The sequence below is a fragment of the Rhizobium sp. WYCCWR10014 genome (assembly GCF_001657485.1).
Taxonomy (GTDB): domain Bacteria; phylum Pseudomonadota; class Alphaproteobacteria; order Rhizobiales; family Rhizobiaceae; genus Rhizobium.
Genome location: NZ_LXFU01000019.1, coordinates 16,277 through 31,580, shown reverse-complemented (window position 1 = coordinate 31,580; position 15,304 = coordinate 16,277). Strand labels below are relative to the sequence as shown.

At 61.2% G+C, this 15,304-nt stretch carries 12 protein-coding genes; 6 read left to right on the top strand and 6 right to left on the bottom strand.

All coding sequences use genetic code 11. The features are described 5' to 3' along the window. Positions 1–302 precede the first annotated feature (302 nt). The 5 genes from A6U98_RS01215 (at position 303) to A6U98_RS01195 (ending at position 6,532) form a co-directional block, all read left to right on the top strand. On the top strand, positions 303–1,610 hold the full coding sequence (locus A6U98_RS01215) for an epoxide hydrolase family protein (RefSeq protein WP_156667803.1): 1,308 nt from the start codon (positions 303–305) through the stop codon (positions 1,608–1,610). 51 nt (positions 1,611–1,661) lie between these two features. Then, positions 1,662–2,081 carry an Ohr family peroxiredoxin gene (locus A6U98_RS01210; RefSeq protein ID WP_197496322.1) on the top strand — a complete coding sequence of 140 codons (420 nt, stop codon included), beginning with the start codon at positions 1,662–1,664 and terminating at the stop codon, positions 2,079–2,081. Between the two features lie 87 nt (positions 2,082–2,168). Continuing rightward, a complete protein-coding gene (locus tag A6U98_RS01205; RefSeq protein ID WP_064647335.1) occupies positions 2,169–5,006 on the top strand; it encodes a winged helix-turn-helix domain-containing protein in 2,838 nt (945 codons plus the stop codon). 277 nt (positions 5,007–5,283) lie between these two features. Continuing rightward, complete coding sequence (locus A6U98_RS01200) at positions 5,284–5,910, top strand: class I SAM-dependent methyltransferase (RefSeq protein ID WP_064647334.1); 627 nt, start codon at positions 5,284–5,286, stop codon at positions 5,908–5,910. 112 nt (positions 5,911–6,022) lie between these two features. Further along, the gene (locus A6U98_RS01195) at positions 6,023–6,532 is read left to right on the top strand and encodes a hypothetical protein (RefSeq protein ID WP_064647332.1); all 510 of its coding nucleotides are present in this window, start codon (positions 6,023–6,025) and stop codon (positions 6,530–6,532) included. Positions 6,533–6,557: 25 nt separating this feature from the next. Here the strand turns inward: A6U98_RS01195 and A6U98_RS01190 are convergent, their stop codons facing one another. Genes A6U98_RS01190 through thrC form a run of 4 tightly spaced genes read right to left on the bottom strand, consistent with a single transcriptional unit; the run spans position 6,558 to position 12,836 of the window. Beyond that, complete coding sequence (locus A6U98_RS01190; protein ID WP_064647330.1) at positions 6,558–9,470, bottom strand: sensor domain-containing phosphodiesterase; 2,913 nt, start codon at positions 9,468–9,470, stop codon at positions 6,558–6,560. After that, positions 9,467–10,081, bottom strand: coding sequence for a GNAT family protein (locus A6U98_RS01185; protein ID WP_064647328.1), 615 nt, complete (start codon positions 10,079–10,081; stop codon positions 9,467–9,469). The genes A6U98_RS01190 and A6U98_RS01185 overlap by 4 nt, the downstream gene beginning before the upstream one ends. 28 nt (positions 10,082–10,109) lie before the next feature. After that, entirely contained in the window at positions 10,110–11,408 is a 1,299-nt protein-coding gene (locus tag A6U98_RS01180; protein ID WP_018245152.1) for a pitrilysin family protein, read from the bottom strand. Positions 11,409–11,411: 3 nt separating this feature from the next. Further along, entirely contained in the window at positions 11,412–12,836 is a 1,425-nt protein-coding gene (gene thrC / locus A6U98_RS01175; RefSeq protein WP_064647361.1) for a threonine synthase, read from the bottom strand. 288 nt (positions 12,837–13,124) lie between these two features. On the opposite strand from thrC, the gene A6U98_RS01170 reads away from it, so the two are divergent. Then, positions 13,125–13,769, top strand: coding sequence for a hypothetical protein (locus tag A6U98_RS01170; RefSeq protein ID WP_082933824.1), 645 nt, complete (start codon positions 13,125–13,127; stop codon positions 13,767–13,769). Between the two features lie 210 nt (positions 13,770–13,979). Here A6U98_RS01170 and A6U98_RS01165 read toward each other — a convergent pair whose 3' ends face one another. Beyond that, entirely contained in the window at positions 13,980–14,279 is a 300-nt protein-coding gene (locus tag A6U98_RS01165) for a helix-turn-helix transcriptional regulator (protein WP_064647325.1), read from the bottom strand. A 262-nt stretch (positions 14,280–14,541) separates the two neighbouring features. After that, entirely contained in the window at positions 14,542–15,231 is a 690-nt protein-coding gene (locus A6U98_RS01160; protein WP_003546036.1) for an HAD family hydrolase, read from the bottom strand. Positions 15,232–15,304: the final 73 nt, after the last annotated feature.

Genomic DNA, 15,304 nt, shown 5'->3' with positions numbered 1-15,304 from the left:
GTAGCTGTTGATGATTGAGCGTCTGCACCGCTGTGCTGACCAAAGACCTACCTCGCCGAGACCGGGATCGCACGTTATGCGTTGCTAGCTGTTAATAGCTGCGATTAACGGCACACGAGCACCGTATAAGCGAGAAGCCCGCCCACACGCGGGGCTAGCAGGCCAACGCACGCTGCTTCCGATAAGCATCGGGCCGTTATCAAGATCTCACAACACCTAACGTGTGAACTCCACGTCCCCAGCGTACCCCTTGAAGCAGCACAGTCGTGCAGACGATCAACCTGTTTCCAAGGAGAATGATCATGACCGCTATCAAGACTGACGTTATCGACGAGGATCGCCGTCGCCTTCTGGCTGCTGCAGCGTCCGGCATTGCTGCCCTGGGCATCGCAAGTTTGCTTCCCACGGGTTCGACTGCCGCAACGGAATCCGATGCCATCCGCCCGTTCCGGGTGAACGTTCCAGAGGCTGATCTCGCCGACCTTCGCTATCGCCTTGCTCACACCCGCCTCCCCGAAAAGGAGACAGTCAGCGATTTCTCCCAGGGTGTACCGCTCAAAACCACCAAGCAGTTGCTCGATCACTGGCAGAACAAATACGACTGGCGCAAGGTCGAAGCCCGGATCAATGCCGTGCCGAATTTCATCACCGAGATCGATGGGCTGGACATCCATTTCATCCATGTTCGTTCCAAGCACGAGAACGCGCTTCCTCTGATCGTGACCCACGGATGGCCGGGCTCGATCATTGAGCAATTGAAGATCATCGGGCCGCTCACCGACCCGACAGCCTACGGTGGCAGTGCCTCGGATGCATTTCACATCGTCATCCCGTCGATGCCAGGATATGGCTTTTCCGGAAAGCCTGATGCGACCGGCTGGGGACCAGAACGGATAGCGACGGCATGGATCAGTCTGATGCGGCGTCTGGGCTACAAGCAATTCGTTGCGCAAGGCGGCGATTGGGGCGCAGTCGTGACCGATATGATCGGTGTGCAGGCTCCTCCGGAATTGCTCGGCATCCATACCAACATGCCAGGAGCGATCCCCAACGACATCAACAACGCATCCTTTGTCGGAGCCCCTGCTCCAGCAGGGCTGTCGGACGAAGAAAAAGCCTCCTACGACCAGCTCGTCTCCTTCTACAAGAATGTCTACTACGCATTTCTGATGGGCACGCGTCCCCAGACCCTCACCGGCTTGTCGGACTCACCCATCGCACTCGCGACCTATATGCTCGATCATGACAGGGCGAGCCTGGCGATGATCGCACGATCATTCGACGGCCAGGATGAGGGTGTGAGCCCTGACGATGTCCTCGACAACGTGACGCTGTTTTGGCTGACAAATACCGGCGTATCCGCCGCGCGGCTCTATTGGGAGAACAAGCTCGTATTCTTCGCTCCGAAGGGCGTCAAGGTGCCGGTCGCAGTCAGCGTCTTCCCAGACGAACTCTACCAGACGCCCCGCGCCTGGGCCGAGAAGGCTTATCCAAACCTGGTTCACTACAACAAGCTTCCGAAGGGTGGACACTTTGCAGCATGGGAGCAGCCGAAGCTCTTCACAGACGAGGTCCGTGTCGGCTTTCGCAGCCTGCGGAAGTCCGGCTGATCTTATCAGGCGAGCGCCCCAACCGGCGCTCGCCGCTCAAGGGATATGTCCATGAACAACACCATGCATCTGATCTACACGGCAATCACCGAAACGACTGGCGGGCGTCAGAACGGGATCGCCCGCAGCACCGACGGCGTGCTCGACATCAGGCTTTCAGAACCCGGTTCGGCCCGAATCGGCACCAATCCCGAACAGCTCATGGCTGCCGCCTGGTCGGCGAGCTTCGCAAGCTCCATGGCGAAGGTCGCCAGAGAGACCGGAGTGAACCTTCCCGCCAACGTCAAAATTCATGCCGAAGTCGATCTGTCATCGGACGACGATCAATCAATCCTCGGCGTTCGGCTCGCCATTCAACTTCCCGGTTTGGAAAGAGACGTCGCTTTCTCTTTGATCGAAGAGTCGCGGCGGATATGTCCATTTTCCAGGGCTACACGGGGCAATGTCGAGGTCGTATTCAGGATCGGGTGAGGGCGCGCTGCGGCAGTGTTCGTCCTCAATAGCCTCAGCAGTGCGATTGGAGTATAAGCAGCCAGTGGGGACGGCTGGGGCAAAGCCATGAACATAGGCGGCGACGTTAAAGCGGAGGAGTTATCCTTCGGTCCGTTCCGTTTGAGTGTCGGCCAACGGCTTCTCGCGAAGGACGGGGTTCCGATAGACCTGGGGGCGCGTGCACTGGACTTGCTGGTCGCTCTCACCCTCGCTCCGAATGTCATCGTCAGCAAGCAAGACCTGATATCCCGCGTCTGGCCTGATGTCATCGTTGACGAAGGGAGCCTGCGTTTCCACATGACAGGCCTGAGGAAGGCGCTGGGCGACGGTCGCGATGGAGCACGCTACATCACCACTATTGCCGGACGGGGCTATTGTTTCGTCGCGCCAATCTCACGATCCGCTCTCCTTCAAGTCTCCGCCGAACTCGATTTCCGTTACGCTATTCTGCCGGGCCGACCGGATCGCATGGTCGGCCGAGAGCAGGACGTTCTTGCGCTGACCGAAAAGCTGATGGCCTCGCGAATGGTCACCATTGTCGGCGTCGGTGGTGTCGGAAAGACGACCGTCGCCACGGCAGTCGCGCATCACCTCGCTCCCACATTCAAGGGAGCGGTCCTGTTTGCCGATTATGGCATGGTGAGCGATCCGGCTCTAGTCGCGGCCGGGATCGCCTCAATGCTTGGTTTGTCCGTCAGCTCCAGCGATGTACGTCCCAGTTTGATTGCCTACCTCCGCGACAAGCAAATCATGCTGATACTCGATACCTGCGAGCATCTGATTGATGCCATTGCCGATCTCGTGGCCGCCATTGTCGAAGCCGCCCCTCAGGTCTTTCTGCTGGCAACAAGTCGCGAGGCGTTAAGGATCGAGGCCGAAAGCGTTTACCGGCTAGATACCCTCGCTTTCCCCCCGGATGACCTGGAACTGACGACCGACACGATACTTGCCTTTCCGGCGACTCGGCTGTTCGTCGAACGGGCTGCGGCGAGCGGTGCCAATCTCAATCTCAGCGACCAGGATGCTCGCGTCGTCGCGAGTATTTGCCGAAAACTCGATGGTATGGCGCTTGCGTTAGAACTCACCGCCAGACGCGTCGAGAGCTATGGCCTCCTTCAGACCGCCAAGCTGCTCGATCAGCATCTGACATTGGGGTGGGCGGGCTCGCGAAACGCACCGCCGCGACAAAGGACCCTACAGGCGACGCTCGACTGGAGCTTTGGCCTTCTAACAGATCTGGAGCGCACGGTGCTCCGCCGGCTTGCCGTTTTTGTCGGCGACTTCACCCTCGACGCCGCGCTGGAGGTCATTTCCACAGCGGACATGGCCCCCTCGGTCATATTCGAGGCGCTGGACAATCTGGTCGCCAAGTCCCTGCTCGCAACGCGGCCGGCAGGGGCGACGATGCGCTACCGCTTGCTGGATACGACACGTGCCTACGCGCTCCATGCGCAGACGGACGAGGACCGCGCCGGATTGAATGCGCGTCACGCGACCTATTACCAGCGTTGGCTGGAGCAATTCGGACCGGATTGGCCGACGCTTTCTACGGGGCCTGAGCGATTGCCGCATTTCGTGAGCATCAACAACGTGCGGGCGGCACTGGAATGGGCGTTCGGGGAGCATGGCGATATCGACGTCGGCATCAGGCTTGCTTCGGCTGCTGTACCTGTCTTCCAGGTGATGTCACTTTTCCCGGAGTGCCAGCGATGGTCGGAACGGGCTGTTCTTGCGCTGGATGAGGCGTTCAGGGGAGGCGTCGAGGAAATGCACTTACAAGCCGGTCGGGGAATTTCCCGGATGTATCTGCAGGGAGGCCGTGAGACACCGCAGATCGCACTTGGTCGCGCCCTCCATATTGCCGAGGACCGGGGGAACGCGCTCGACCAGTTGCGCATACTAGGTCCGTTGCATATGTTCAGCCTTCGGATAGGAGATTTTAACGCCGCTCTTGATTATGCCCGGCGGTGTTCGGCAATCGCCGCCACTCTTGACGACGCCGCCACTGTCGAACTGGCGCACTTCTTCCTCGGCAATTCGCTGCACTTTACCGGTGATCTTCGCCACGCCCGCACCGAACTCGAAGCGGCTGCAAGAAGCGAACAGCAGCCACAACGAACACCTGCAAGCTATGTCGGCTTCGAGGGAAAGCATCTCGCTGGCGGAATTCTTGCACGGAACCTTTGGCTACAAGGCTACCCGGAGCAGGCCGACGTCCAAGCGCGACAGGCGATCAGCGATGCCGCTAAGTTGGATCACTCGCTGACACTCTGCATCGCACTGCTTGGAGGAATTGCAGTCTTCCTATGGCGGGGCGACGTGCCGAGTGCCGAGGAACACATTGAATGGCTGGTCTCCCGTGCGGGGCTACACAACCTGTCTCCGTACGTGTCGGTGGCTCGGGGCTTCGAAGGCGAACTGGCCATCCGTCGGGGACAGGTGAAGCTGGGGATCGAGACACTCAGACGATGCATCGAGAAGCTTCATGCATCCACCTACGAGGTGTTCACGACGATGCTGGAGCTATCCCTTGCAAAAGGACTGGCACTGATTGGAGAGCGCGAGGAAGGGACGGCCCGGATCAACAAGACCATCGAACTTGTCGAGAGGAACGGCGACCTTTGCTATATGCCGGAGCTGCTGCGCGTGAAGGCAGGTTTGCTGTCGATCAATTCCGTAACCGACGCCGAGGCTTGCTTGGTTTCGTCTTTGGAAAGAAGTGCCAGCATGGGTGCGCATGCCTGGGAGCTGCGGGCAGCAACCGATCTAGCCGCACTGATGGCCAGCGACGGTAGGCTACGCGAGGCACGGGTACTGCTGACGCCAGTGTGTAAGCGATTTGAAGAGGGTTTGGACACAACAGACGTGATGGCCGCAGAGACACTACTACAAAACCTGTCATAACCTCGCGAGTAACTAAGTGGCTGCTTTTAGTGCCTAGGGGGACGGAAACCGTGCCCAAGACGATGTCCGCTTTCAGGCTGGCGCGACGACGCCCTGTATGACCGATATGAGGGCGCATTGCCGCCCGGCAGCATTGGCTCGGGTCTCTGACCGCATTTCTGCTAAAGCTCGGAAGCAAATCGCCCGCGATGTCACCAACTGCCGAAGTGTGAAGGGCGCAACGGGCTGATGGGCCTCTCGCTCATCAAGCCTCTTGTCTTGAAGGAGGAGCGCTAGGATGAGCACCGACCTGGATACCGTGCGGTCCTATGATAGGGTCGCGGCGGAGTACGCTGCGGAGGCCGCGGCGATGCCCGAATGGGTCGCGATAGAGATCGATGCGTTCGTGACCGAGCTGGGCGGCTCGGGCAGGGTGCTGGAGATCGGAAGCGGTGGCGGGCGAGATGCACTTGAGCTTGAGAAGCGGGGAATGAGCGTCCGGCGCACCGACATTGCAAAGGGTTTCGTCGAACTGCTTCGCGAAAGTGGCTTCGAAGCCGACCTGTTGGACCCGCTGACCGAAGACTTGGCCGACCCGCAGCGTCCCGGCACGCCGTACGACGGGATATGGGCCTGCGCCTGCCTGATTCATGTCGCGCGCGAGGATTTCGGCACGGTGCTTGGACGGCTTGCCGAGGCGACCCGGACCGGTGGCCGATTGCACGCCTCGGTAAGAGAGGGCGAAGGCGAGGATGTGTCGACACACGGCAGTGCTGCAGCGCCCCGGCGCTACGTCGAGACGTACTGGCGCGAGCCTGCCTTGCGGTCCGCACTCACAGACGCCGGCTGGATCGTCAGCGAGGTACGTCTGTGCGTCGGAAAGCCCCATGATCGGTGGCTGAGCGTTCGGGCGAGTCGGGCGTGACGCACATAGAACTTGCGGAAATGGCCGGCTGTGGCGCGACTATGAACTCTAGGTGGTCACCGCCAGGCAGAGTGTCTTTTCACCAGATCGAAGGCCATGATAAGCGGCGCCTATGGGAATCAAGAACTATCTGATCGAAGGCGGTTCCGGCACTGGGAAAACGTCTGTCGCTACCGAACTGGAGCGGCGGGGCTACCATGTCGTCCATGGTGACCGGGTCTTGGCCTATGTTGGCGACCCCGAGACGGGCCAGGCACTCGCAGGACCACCCGAAGGCGCGGACCGCATCGTTTGGGGATACGCCCACTGGATCTGGCGTGTCGACCAGGTCCGCGCTATTGCTGCCGACACCACCCATCCTGCCACGTTCTTCTGTGGCGGCTCGCGCAATTTCCACAAATTCCTGGACCTGTTCGACAAGGTTTTCGTGCTCGATATAGAAGTTGAGACCTTGAACCGACGATTGGATGGACGGCCGAATGAGCCGGGCTTCGAGCCGGCCGAGCGGGCGCTGGTGCTCCGCTACCATCATACCCGGGAATATCTTCCCATCGGCATCAATATCGACACGGCGGGTACTGTCCCAAGTGTCGTTGACGATATCCTCGCTCAACTCACCTGACGACCGATGAGACCAGCCGCTCCGCTCACGCCCGTTTCGTCAGCGGAAACCGGTCACGCAGCAGCCGCAGCACCGATTCCGAAGGGATCGGCGGGCCGAAAAGGTAGCTCTGGCCGTAATTGCAGCCCATCTTGGCGAGTTCGATCGCATCCTCGTTGGATTCGATCCCCTCCGCCACCACCTTCATGTCAAGCTCGCGCGCCATCGCGATCACCGACCGGAGCACGGTCGCCTTCTTGTCGCTGCTGTCGCGCACCAGGGCCTTGTCGAGCTTGATCGTGTCGAAGGGGAAGCGGGTGAGATAGGCGAGCGACGAATATCCGGTGCCGAAATCGTCGAGCGCCAGGCCGATGCCGGCTTCCTTCAGCTTCTGCAGCACGAGGCGGGCCTGTTCCGGATTTTCCATCACCATGGATTCCGTCAGTTCGAGCTTGAGACGCGAGGGCTGGCAATGCGTCTTGGCGAGAACCGAACGCACGTCGTCATAGAGCTCGTTGTTAAGCAGCTGCACGCTCGACAGGTTGATCGAGACGAAGATCGGCAGTTCGCCGGTCTGGTGCTTCCAGCTCATCAGATCGTTGGTCGCCTGTTCCAGCGCGAACATGCCGAGCGGGCCGATGAGATCGGAGGCCTCGGCGATCGGAATGAACTCGGACGGCGGGATATTGCCGCGTTTGGGATGCTCCCAGCGCATCAATGCCTCGAAACCGGCGACCTCGACATCCTCCAGCCTTGCGATCGGCTGGTAGACCATCGACAATTCCTTGCGCTCGATGGCGCGGCGCAGATCCGTTTCGAGCTGCAGCCGGTCGGTGCCGAAGTCGCGGAAGGCCGGCTGGAACGGCTCGACACGGTTGCCGCCGGCCCGTTTTGCCCGGTACATCGCAAGCTCCGCATCGCTGAGCAGGCCGGTGGCGCTCTCCTGCCGGTCGACCCAGGAGGCAAGCCCGACCGAGGCCGTCAGGATGATCTCGCGATTGGCGAAGTTGATCGGCACCATGATCGCCTTGCTGATCGCATCGGCAAAATCGGCGACCTTGGCCGGATTGTGCTCGGAAACCAGGATGAGGCCGAACTGGTCGCCGGCAAGCCGCGCCAGCGTGTCCTGCGGTTTCAAGAGCCGGCGCAGACGCCGCGTCAGCGCGATGAGAATGTTGTCGCCGGCAGCAACCCCGAGCGAATCATTGACCAGCTTGTAGCGGTCGATGTCGATCACCATCACCGTCGGGCGCAGCGTGTCGCCGCCCGGCGCCAGTGCCAGCACCGACTGCAGCCGGTCGAGGAAGACCTGCCGGTTCGGCAGGCCGGTCAGATTGTCGTGCAGCGCATCGTGCAGCAGCCGTTCGACGGAATTTTTCTGCTCGGTCACGTCGACGATCGTGCCGACGCAGCGGATGATCTCGCCGTTCGAACCGAGCACCGGACGGGCGCGGATCAGCAGCCAGTGGAAATGCCCGTCCTCGGCGCGGATGCGGAACTCGTGGTTCAGCCGCCCGCGGCGGTGTTCGAGCAGCACGTCGAGCGTGGCGCGGAAACGGTCGCGGTCGTCGGGATGCAGCCGCGGCAGCCAGTTGCGCGCCGCGCCATGCATGGCGCCCGGCGACAGGCCGAGCTTGATCGAGACGTCGGGAATGGTGACGACGCGGTCGCGCGCCACGTCCCAATCCCAGACCATGTCGCCGGAGCCGGTCAGCGCCAGCGATTGCCGTTCGAGATCGGAAAACAGCCCCTGCTGGTAGGCGCCGCCGGCAAAAGCGTGCTGCATGACGGTGAAGCCGATCAGAAGCACGATGAGCACGAGGCCGCCGCCGAGTGCTGGCTGGATGATATCGTTGTCGAGCCGTCCGGTGACCGTCAGCCACGCCCCGAACAGCCAGACCAGGATCAGCGCCCAGGCCGGCACTAGCAGGATGGCGCGGTCGTAGCGGTTGAAGCCGAGATAGATGATCAGCAGCAGCCCCATCGTCGCCGTCAGCGCGAAGGAAAGCCTGGCGATGCCGGCGGCAATCGACGGATCGTAGATCGCCACGCCGAAGAGCAGGGCAAGGCCGAGCACCCAGGCAAGCGTGGCGTAGCCGAGATGCGCATGCCAGCGGTTGAGGTTGAGATAGGTGAAGAGGAAGATGACGAAACTCGACGCCAGCGCTACCTCGGCGCAGGCGCGCCATATTCGCTGATCGGCCGAGGCGACGCTGATCAGCTTGCCGAGAAAGCCGAAATCGACGCAGATATAGCCGAGCACCGCCCAGGCGAGTGCTGCCGTCGCCGGCAGCATCGAGGTGCCCTTGACGACGAAGAGGATGGTCAGGAACACGGCGAGCAGGCCCGCAATGCCAAGCACGATGCCGCGATAGAGCGTGAAGGCGTTGATCGTGTCCTTGTAGGCGTTCGGTTCCCAGAGATAGATCTGCGGCAGTTCCGGCGTCGACAGTTCGGCAACGAAAGTGATGACGGCCCCGGGGTTCAGCGTGATGCGGAAAACGTCGGCCTCGTCGCTCGGCTGCCGGTCGAGCGCGAAGCCTTCGCTCGGCGTAATCGCGCTGATGCGCTGCGAGCCGAGATCCGGCCAGAACAGCTTGGAATTGACCAGACGGAAATGCGGGGCGACGATGACGCGTTCGAGCTGTTCTTCGGAGACGTTGGCGAGCGCAAACACCGCCCAGTCGCCCTGATGGTTCTCCGAGCTTGCCCTGACCTCGATGCGGCGGCGGATGCCGTCGGCGCCGGCCGCGGTCGAAACCTGGAAGGCCTCGCCCTGGTTGGCGTAGATCTCCGTCGTTGCCGTCAGATCGAGCGCGGTATCGTCACGGGAAATTTTTACCGGTTCGGCCGCCCGGGCAGCACCCGCCACGAAGGCGAAGGCCGCCAGGAAAAGGGCTGCGATCACCGCGATCACTCGTCCGGACGGTGACTTGGGCAGCATGCGGTCTCTTGTCATCGGCTGTCGGTTTTCCTGCCTTTATCCGTATCGGTGGCGAGACGTGAAAACATCACATGGTCATGCCACTGACCGTTGATCTTCAAATATCCGCGCAGATAGCCTTCCTGTTGAAACCCGGCTTTTTCAAGCAGACGGATGCTGCGCGCGTTATCTGGAATACAGGCTGCTTCGATACGGTGCAACTCAAGCCCAGCGAAGATGTAAGGAATAACCAACTGAAGGGCGGCGAACATATGCCCCTGGCCGGCATGGCGTTCGCCCATCCAGTAGCCGATCATGCAGCTTTGTGCCGCACCCCGTCGGATGTAGCCGATGGTGACGCCGCCGACGAGCGTCATGTCATCCTTCAGGAAAATGAACAGCGGCACCGCCTGGCCCGAGGCATATTCCTGCTTGCCGCGGACGACGCGGGCGCGGTAGGCGCCCTCCGTCAACTCGTCGCGCCGCCAGGTCGGCTCCCAGGGTTCCAGGAACTTGCGGCTTTCGGCGCGCAGCCGGTGCCACTGGTTGAAATCCTGATAGCGCGGCAGGCGCAGGAGATATCTGTCGTTCTCCAGCTGCACCGCTTCCGGCTGCCGCTGCAGGAACCGAAAAACCGATTTTGGCATCGATCACTCCCGGCAGGACGACGTCGGCTCAGCGGCTTGCCTGCAGCGTCTTCGACGCCGGGACCGAAAGCGAGGCAGTGATGTCTTCCATCGGCGCGAGCTGCTCCAACGGACCGATCGCCGAAAGCGTCGGCACCGTGTCATAGAACAGGCGTCCGGCAAGGTCGGTCAGCCGCTCGATGGTGATGCCTTCCAGCCGCTCCATCATCTCCGGATTGGAGATCGGCCGGCCGTAAAGCATCATCTGCCTGGCGATCTGGCCGGCGCGGGCAGCCGGGCTTTCCGCACCCATCAACAGCTGGGCGCGGATCTGGGCGCGGGCGCGCTCGATTTCCTTCTGGTGGATCTGATCGGCCGACTTGTGCAGCTCGTCGATGATGACGGGCACCAGCTCCGGCAGGTTTTCGCCGCCGGTTGCGGCATGAATGCCGAAGATGCCGGTGTCGGAAAAGCCCCAGTGGAAGGCATAGACCGAATAACAGAGGCCGCGGAACTCGCGCACCTCCTGGAAGAGCCTGGAGGACATGCCGCCGCCCAGGATATTGGCGAGGATCTGCGAGCAGTAGAAATCGCGGGCGTGGTAGGGCTTGCCTTCGAAGCCGAGCAGGATCTGCGCGTCCATCAGGTCGCGCGGTTCGCGCACGCTGCCGCCGATATAGCGCGCCGGCTCCATGACGGGCGGCGCGGAAGGGGCCGTCGGCAGGCTGGCGAAACGATCCTCGACCATGCGCAGGAATTCTTCATGCTCGACGGCGCCGGTGGCGACCACGAACATGCGGTCGGTCGTGTAGTTGCGGCTGAGATAGCCACGGATTTGCTGCGGCGTGAAGGAGACGACGGTCTCCGGCGTGCCGAGGATCGCCCGGCCGAGCGTCTGGTCGCGATAGGCGACCTCGGAGAACCGGTCGAACACCACGTCGTCGGGCGTGTCGTTGGCGGCGTTGATCTCCTGCAGGATCACCTGCTTCTCGCGCTCCAGCTCCTCTTCCTCGAAGGCCGATTCCGTCAGGATGTCGGCGAGGATGTCGACGGCAAGCGGCACGTAATCCTTGAGCACGCGGGCGTAATAGGAGGTCGTCTCGGTCGAGGTGGCGGCATTGACTTCGCCGCCGACATCCTCGATTTCTTCGGCAATCTGGCGGGCCGTGCGGCGCGCCGTGCCCTTGAAGGCCATGTGTTCGAGCAGGTGAGCGATGCCGTGCTCGTTGTCCGTCTCGTTACGCGATCCCGATTTGATCCAGACTCCGAGCGCAACGCTTTCAAGATGCGGCATGGTCTCTGTGACTACTGTCAGCCCGGATTTCAGCCGGGTGCACTCAACTGTCATTGGCTATCTTTCTGCGCCTGCTGTCGTCTCGCCGCGGGCGTGCTTGCCGATAAAGGTCTCTACGGCTTTCAGCTCCGGTTTGATGATCTGGAAACGCTCCTCCCTGTGCATCAGATCAGCAAGCCACGTCGGAAGCGCCGGGTCAATACCGCAGGCGGATTTTACGGCAACGGGGAATTTCGCCGGATGCGCGGTCGAAAGCGTCACCATCGGCGTATTCGGCTTTTCTTTCTTGGCAGCGACGAAGACGCCGATTGCCGAATGCGGATCCAGCAGATAACCGGTTTCGGCATGGGTCCTGCGGATCGTCTCGGCGACCTGCTTCTCGCTGGCGCGCCCGGCGCGGAAGTCGCGGCGGATCGCCTTCAGCGCTTGGCTGCCGATCTCGAAGCCGTTGGATTGCTTGAGGCTTTCCATCGCCGCGCGCACCTTCGAGGCGTCGCGGTCATAGGCTTCGAACAGCAGCCGTTCGAAGTTCGACGAGATCTGGATGTCCATCGACGGCGAACTCGTCGCCTTGACCGCCTTCATGTCGTAGCGGCCGGTCTTCAGCGTCCGCGCCAGGATGTCGTTCTCATTGGTGGCGATCACCAGCCGGTCGATCGGCAGGCCCATGCGCTTGGCGCAGTAGCCGGCGAAGATATCGCCGAAATTGCCGGTCGGCACCGTAAACGAGATCTTCCTGTCCGGTCCGCCAAGCGCCACCGCCGCCGTGAAATAATAGACGATCTGGGCCATGATGCGCGCCCAGTTGATCGAGTTGACCCCCGATAGACGAACCTTGTCGCGAAAAGCCACGTCGTTGAACATCGCCTTCACCAGGTTCTGGCAGTCGTCGAAATTGCCCTCGACGGCAAGCGCATGCACATTTGGTGACGACGAGGTCGTCATCTGCCGCTGCTGCACCGGCGAGACCTTGCCATGCGGGAAGAGGATGAAGATGTCGGTGCGCTCGCGGCCGGCGAATGCGTCGATCGCTGCCCCGCCGGTGTCGCCCGAAGTGGCGCCGACGATCGTCGCCCGCTCGCCGCGCTTTTCCAGCGCATAGTCCATCAGCCGGGCGAGCAACTGCATCGCCACGTCCTTGAAGGCGAGCGTCGTGCCGTGGAAGAGCTCCATGACGAAGCTGTTCGGCCCGGTCTGGACGAGCGGCGCGATCGCCGGGTGGCGGAAGGTGCCGTAGGCCTCGTCGATCATCGCCCGGAAAGTGTGATCGGGGATCTCGCCATTGGTGAAGGGCGACAGGATGGTGAAGGCGATCTCCTGATAGGTCTTGCCCCTGAGCGCCCGGATCTCCTTCTTGGAAAAGCTCGGCCATTTCGAGGGAACGTAGAGCCCGCCATCGCGCGCCAGCCCCGTCAAAAGGGCGTCGCAAAAGCCGAGGGAAGGGGCCTCGCCGCGGGTCGAGATATAGTCCACGTTCGTCATCCTTGATCTATCGCTGGAGGAAATCCGGCCGGGCGCGGCCATGGCCCGCTCTGCCGGAAGTCTTGGCTCGAAATCGGGCCGGAAATCGAAAAGGGGCCGCCCTGCGGGCAGGGCTTTGCTCGTATGCTTTTGAAGTTGCCCGCATCCGGCGTCGAAAAGTGCATCAAAACGGCGCTTACCCAATCGATTTTTGTTTGCGCCGCTGATATAGACCATCGCAAACCGTCGTGAAAGGCCCCGCGGAAAAGACATGGGGCGTCCAAGAAGCGCTTATACAAGGGATGGAATATGGTGCTCGGCAAGATCTCGCGTCTCATCGTCTCCGCATCTTTTCTTGCCCTGCTTACCGGTTGCAACTCGCTCGGCATAGGCGGCGACAGCAAACCGGCGACGCCGGCCCAGCCGAACGGCACCGCCCAGATCATGCCGCTGGCGCCAGCCAACCCCTCTTCGAACAATCCTTCGATCGGCACCGGCACGACGGCGCAGGGCACGGTCGCCCCCGTCGTCCAGGGCGCCTGCCCGCAGATCTTCATGCGTGACCAGGACGCGATCTTCCGCACCTATGCCAAGGGCAAGAAGGACGATCCGCAGCAGATCGTCTACCAGGCCTCCTTCGGCGATTACACCCGCCAATGCACGCTGAACGACACGAACCTGACGATGACGGTCGTTGCCCAGCTCCGCCTGATCACCGGCCCGGCCGGCACGCCAGGCCCGGTGACGCTGCCGATCCGCATCTCCGTCATCGATGGCGAGACCGTGCTCTATTCCGAGGTCACCAAGTTCGCGACCGAGATCCCGGCAGGCGCGCCGGGCACGCAGGTCATCTTCCGCAAGGACGGCATCACGATGCCGGTCGGCTCCGGCGCCCTGGTGCGCGTCAATATCGGCTTCGACACCCAGCCGGCAAAGACCAAGAAGAGCAGCTAGAGCTATTTTCGCGAAACGTGGGAAGCGGGCATTCTAGTTCAGAATCCGGTCAAGCTCGGTTGTACGGGATTTGGATAGGCGCAGCGAGGAATTCTGTCGAATATTCAAAATAGGCCCGGCGTTCGTCACTGCTCCAGGCAAGCGTTCCCAAATGTCTCTCGCTCCCCACGAGATCGAGAACGACGCTCATTTTTCGGATCGGCTTGAATTTCATCTCTTGCGCACCCTCTGCCTGACAGGACGGCCAATGACATCGTCAATTGTCTTGGGCGGGCGAGGCGGAAACAAGTGCTCGAACTCAGCTTCGGCTTCTAGAACAAAGGCAATCTTCACGAGAGCTTCAAGTGAAACCTTTCCCGTCTCTTCGAACAGTCTTAGCGATCCGTAGGAAACGCCAGCTCTTGCGGCTAACTCCCTTTGAGTGAGGCCGGCATCAATACGTCGACGCTTCATTCGTTCCGACAGGCCGACAATCACCTCGGCGGGAGAGGTCATATTAAATGTGAACATAATAGCACTTATATCAAATAATGGATATAAGTGCTAATATAATAGCAATTACCTTGATAAAATCGATCGGATGGATTCCCGATCGATACCTGCCATACCATCGGCCATAGGTCACAGCTCCATATGCTCGCGACGACTTATGGGCTCGGCAGCTGGAAGTCTGGTGGCAGTTAACGGGCAGCGCAAAACTGCCCAGCGATTTGGGCCGTCACTCGGGAGAAAGAGGGAAATGCTTATGCATAGCCCGCGGGCATAGTACGCCTCAGAGAACGTTGTCCCAAGCCGCCAATGCGGCGACGACGCCTGGCAGGTCGTTCATGCGCGAGATTGCCGTTTCGGCGCCGGCATCCGTCAATTTGTCAGCATGGGCGGGATAGCTGTGCGAAGCGCCGGTAAAGCCGATGACGCGCATGCCGGCGGCGCGTGCCGCATGTACGCCGTGGACGGAATCCTCGACCACGACAACCTTGTCAGGCGAAACGCCCATCTGGCTTGCGCCGTGCAGGAAGATGTCGGGCTTCGGCTTGACGCGGTCGGGGCCAAGATCCTTGGCGGAAAAGATGTTCGGCGCAAACAGCGGCTTCAGGCCCACCTTGCTCAGCATCATGTCGAGCCGCTTGGTGCTCGAATTCGAGCAGATGCAGCGCTTGATCGGCAGCCTGGAGACGGCGAATTCGACGCCTGGGATGGCCTGGACGTCCTGCGCCAGCCTAAGGTCGAGCATATGCTCCGACTTGTCGAGCAGCGAGGCCGAAAACGGGATGCTTGCCTCGCGCTCGATCTGCAGCAGGATGTTGCGCCACGTCATGCCGGCGAAGCGCTCGCCCATTTCCTCGGCGTCGATCGGATATCCGGCCTCTGTCAGAAGCGCGGATTCGACTTCCGCCGCGATGATTTCCGAATCGACGAGAACGCCGTCGCAGTCGAAGATGATGAGGTCGAAGCCGTCCATATGTTCACGCCTTGCTGAAAGTCTGGGCTGGAGTCTGGGTCTTGTCCGGGAATGCTGCGGCTTTACACGATGC

What these genes read in the sequence shown, in the direction of transcription:
- A6U98_RS01215 (WP_156667803.1), top strand. Translation starts at nt 303, where the DNA reads ATGACCGCTATCAAGACTGACGTTATCGACGAGGATCGCCGTCGCCTT.
- A6U98_RS01210 (WP_197496322.1), top strand. Translation starts at nt 1,662, where the DNA reads ATGAACAACACCATGCATCTGATCTACACGGCAATCACCGAAACGACT.
- A6U98_RS01205 (WP_064647335.1), top strand. Translation starts at nt 2,169, where the DNA reads ATGAACATAGGCGGCGACGTTAAAGCGGAGGAGTTATCCTTCGGTCCG.
- A6U98_RS01200 (WP_064647334.1), top strand. Translation starts at nt 5,284, where the DNA reads ATGAGCACCGACCTGGATACCGTGCGGTCCTATGATAGGGTCGCGGCG.
- A6U98_RS01195 (WP_064647332.1), top strand. Translation starts at nt 6,023, where the DNA reads ATGGGAATCAAGAACTATCTGATCGAAGGCGGTTCCGGCACTGGGAAA.
- A6U98_RS01190 (WP_064647330.1), bottom strand. Translation starts at nt 9,470, where the DNA reads ATGACAAGAGACCGCATGCTGCCCAAGTCACCGTCCGGACGAGTGATC.
- A6U98_RS01185 (WP_064647328.1), bottom strand. Translation starts at nt 10,081, where the DNA reads ATGCCAAAATCGGTTTTTCGGTTCCTGCAGCGGCAGCCGGAAGCGGTG.
- A6U98_RS01180 (WP_018245152.1), bottom strand. Translation starts at nt 11,408, where the DNA reads ATGACAGTTGAGTGCACCCGGCTGAAATCCGGGCTGACAGTAGTCACA.
- thrC (WP_064647361.1), bottom strand. Translation starts at nt 12,836, where the DNA reads ATGACGAACGTGGACTATATCTCGACCCGCGGCGAGGCCCCTTCCCTC.
- A6U98_RS01170 (WP_082933824.1), top strand. Translation starts at nt 13,125, where the DNA reads ATGGTGCTCGGCAAGATCTCGCGTCTCATCGTCTCCGCATCTTTTCTT.
- A6U98_RS01165 (WP_064647325.1), bottom strand. Translation starts at nt 14,279, where the DNA reads ATGTTCACATTTAATATGACCTCTCCCGCCGAGGTGATTGTCGGCCTG.
- A6U98_RS01160 (WP_003546036.1), bottom strand. Translation starts at nt 15,231, where the DNA reads ATGGACGGCTTCGACCTCATCATCTTCGACTGCGACGGCGTTCTCGTC.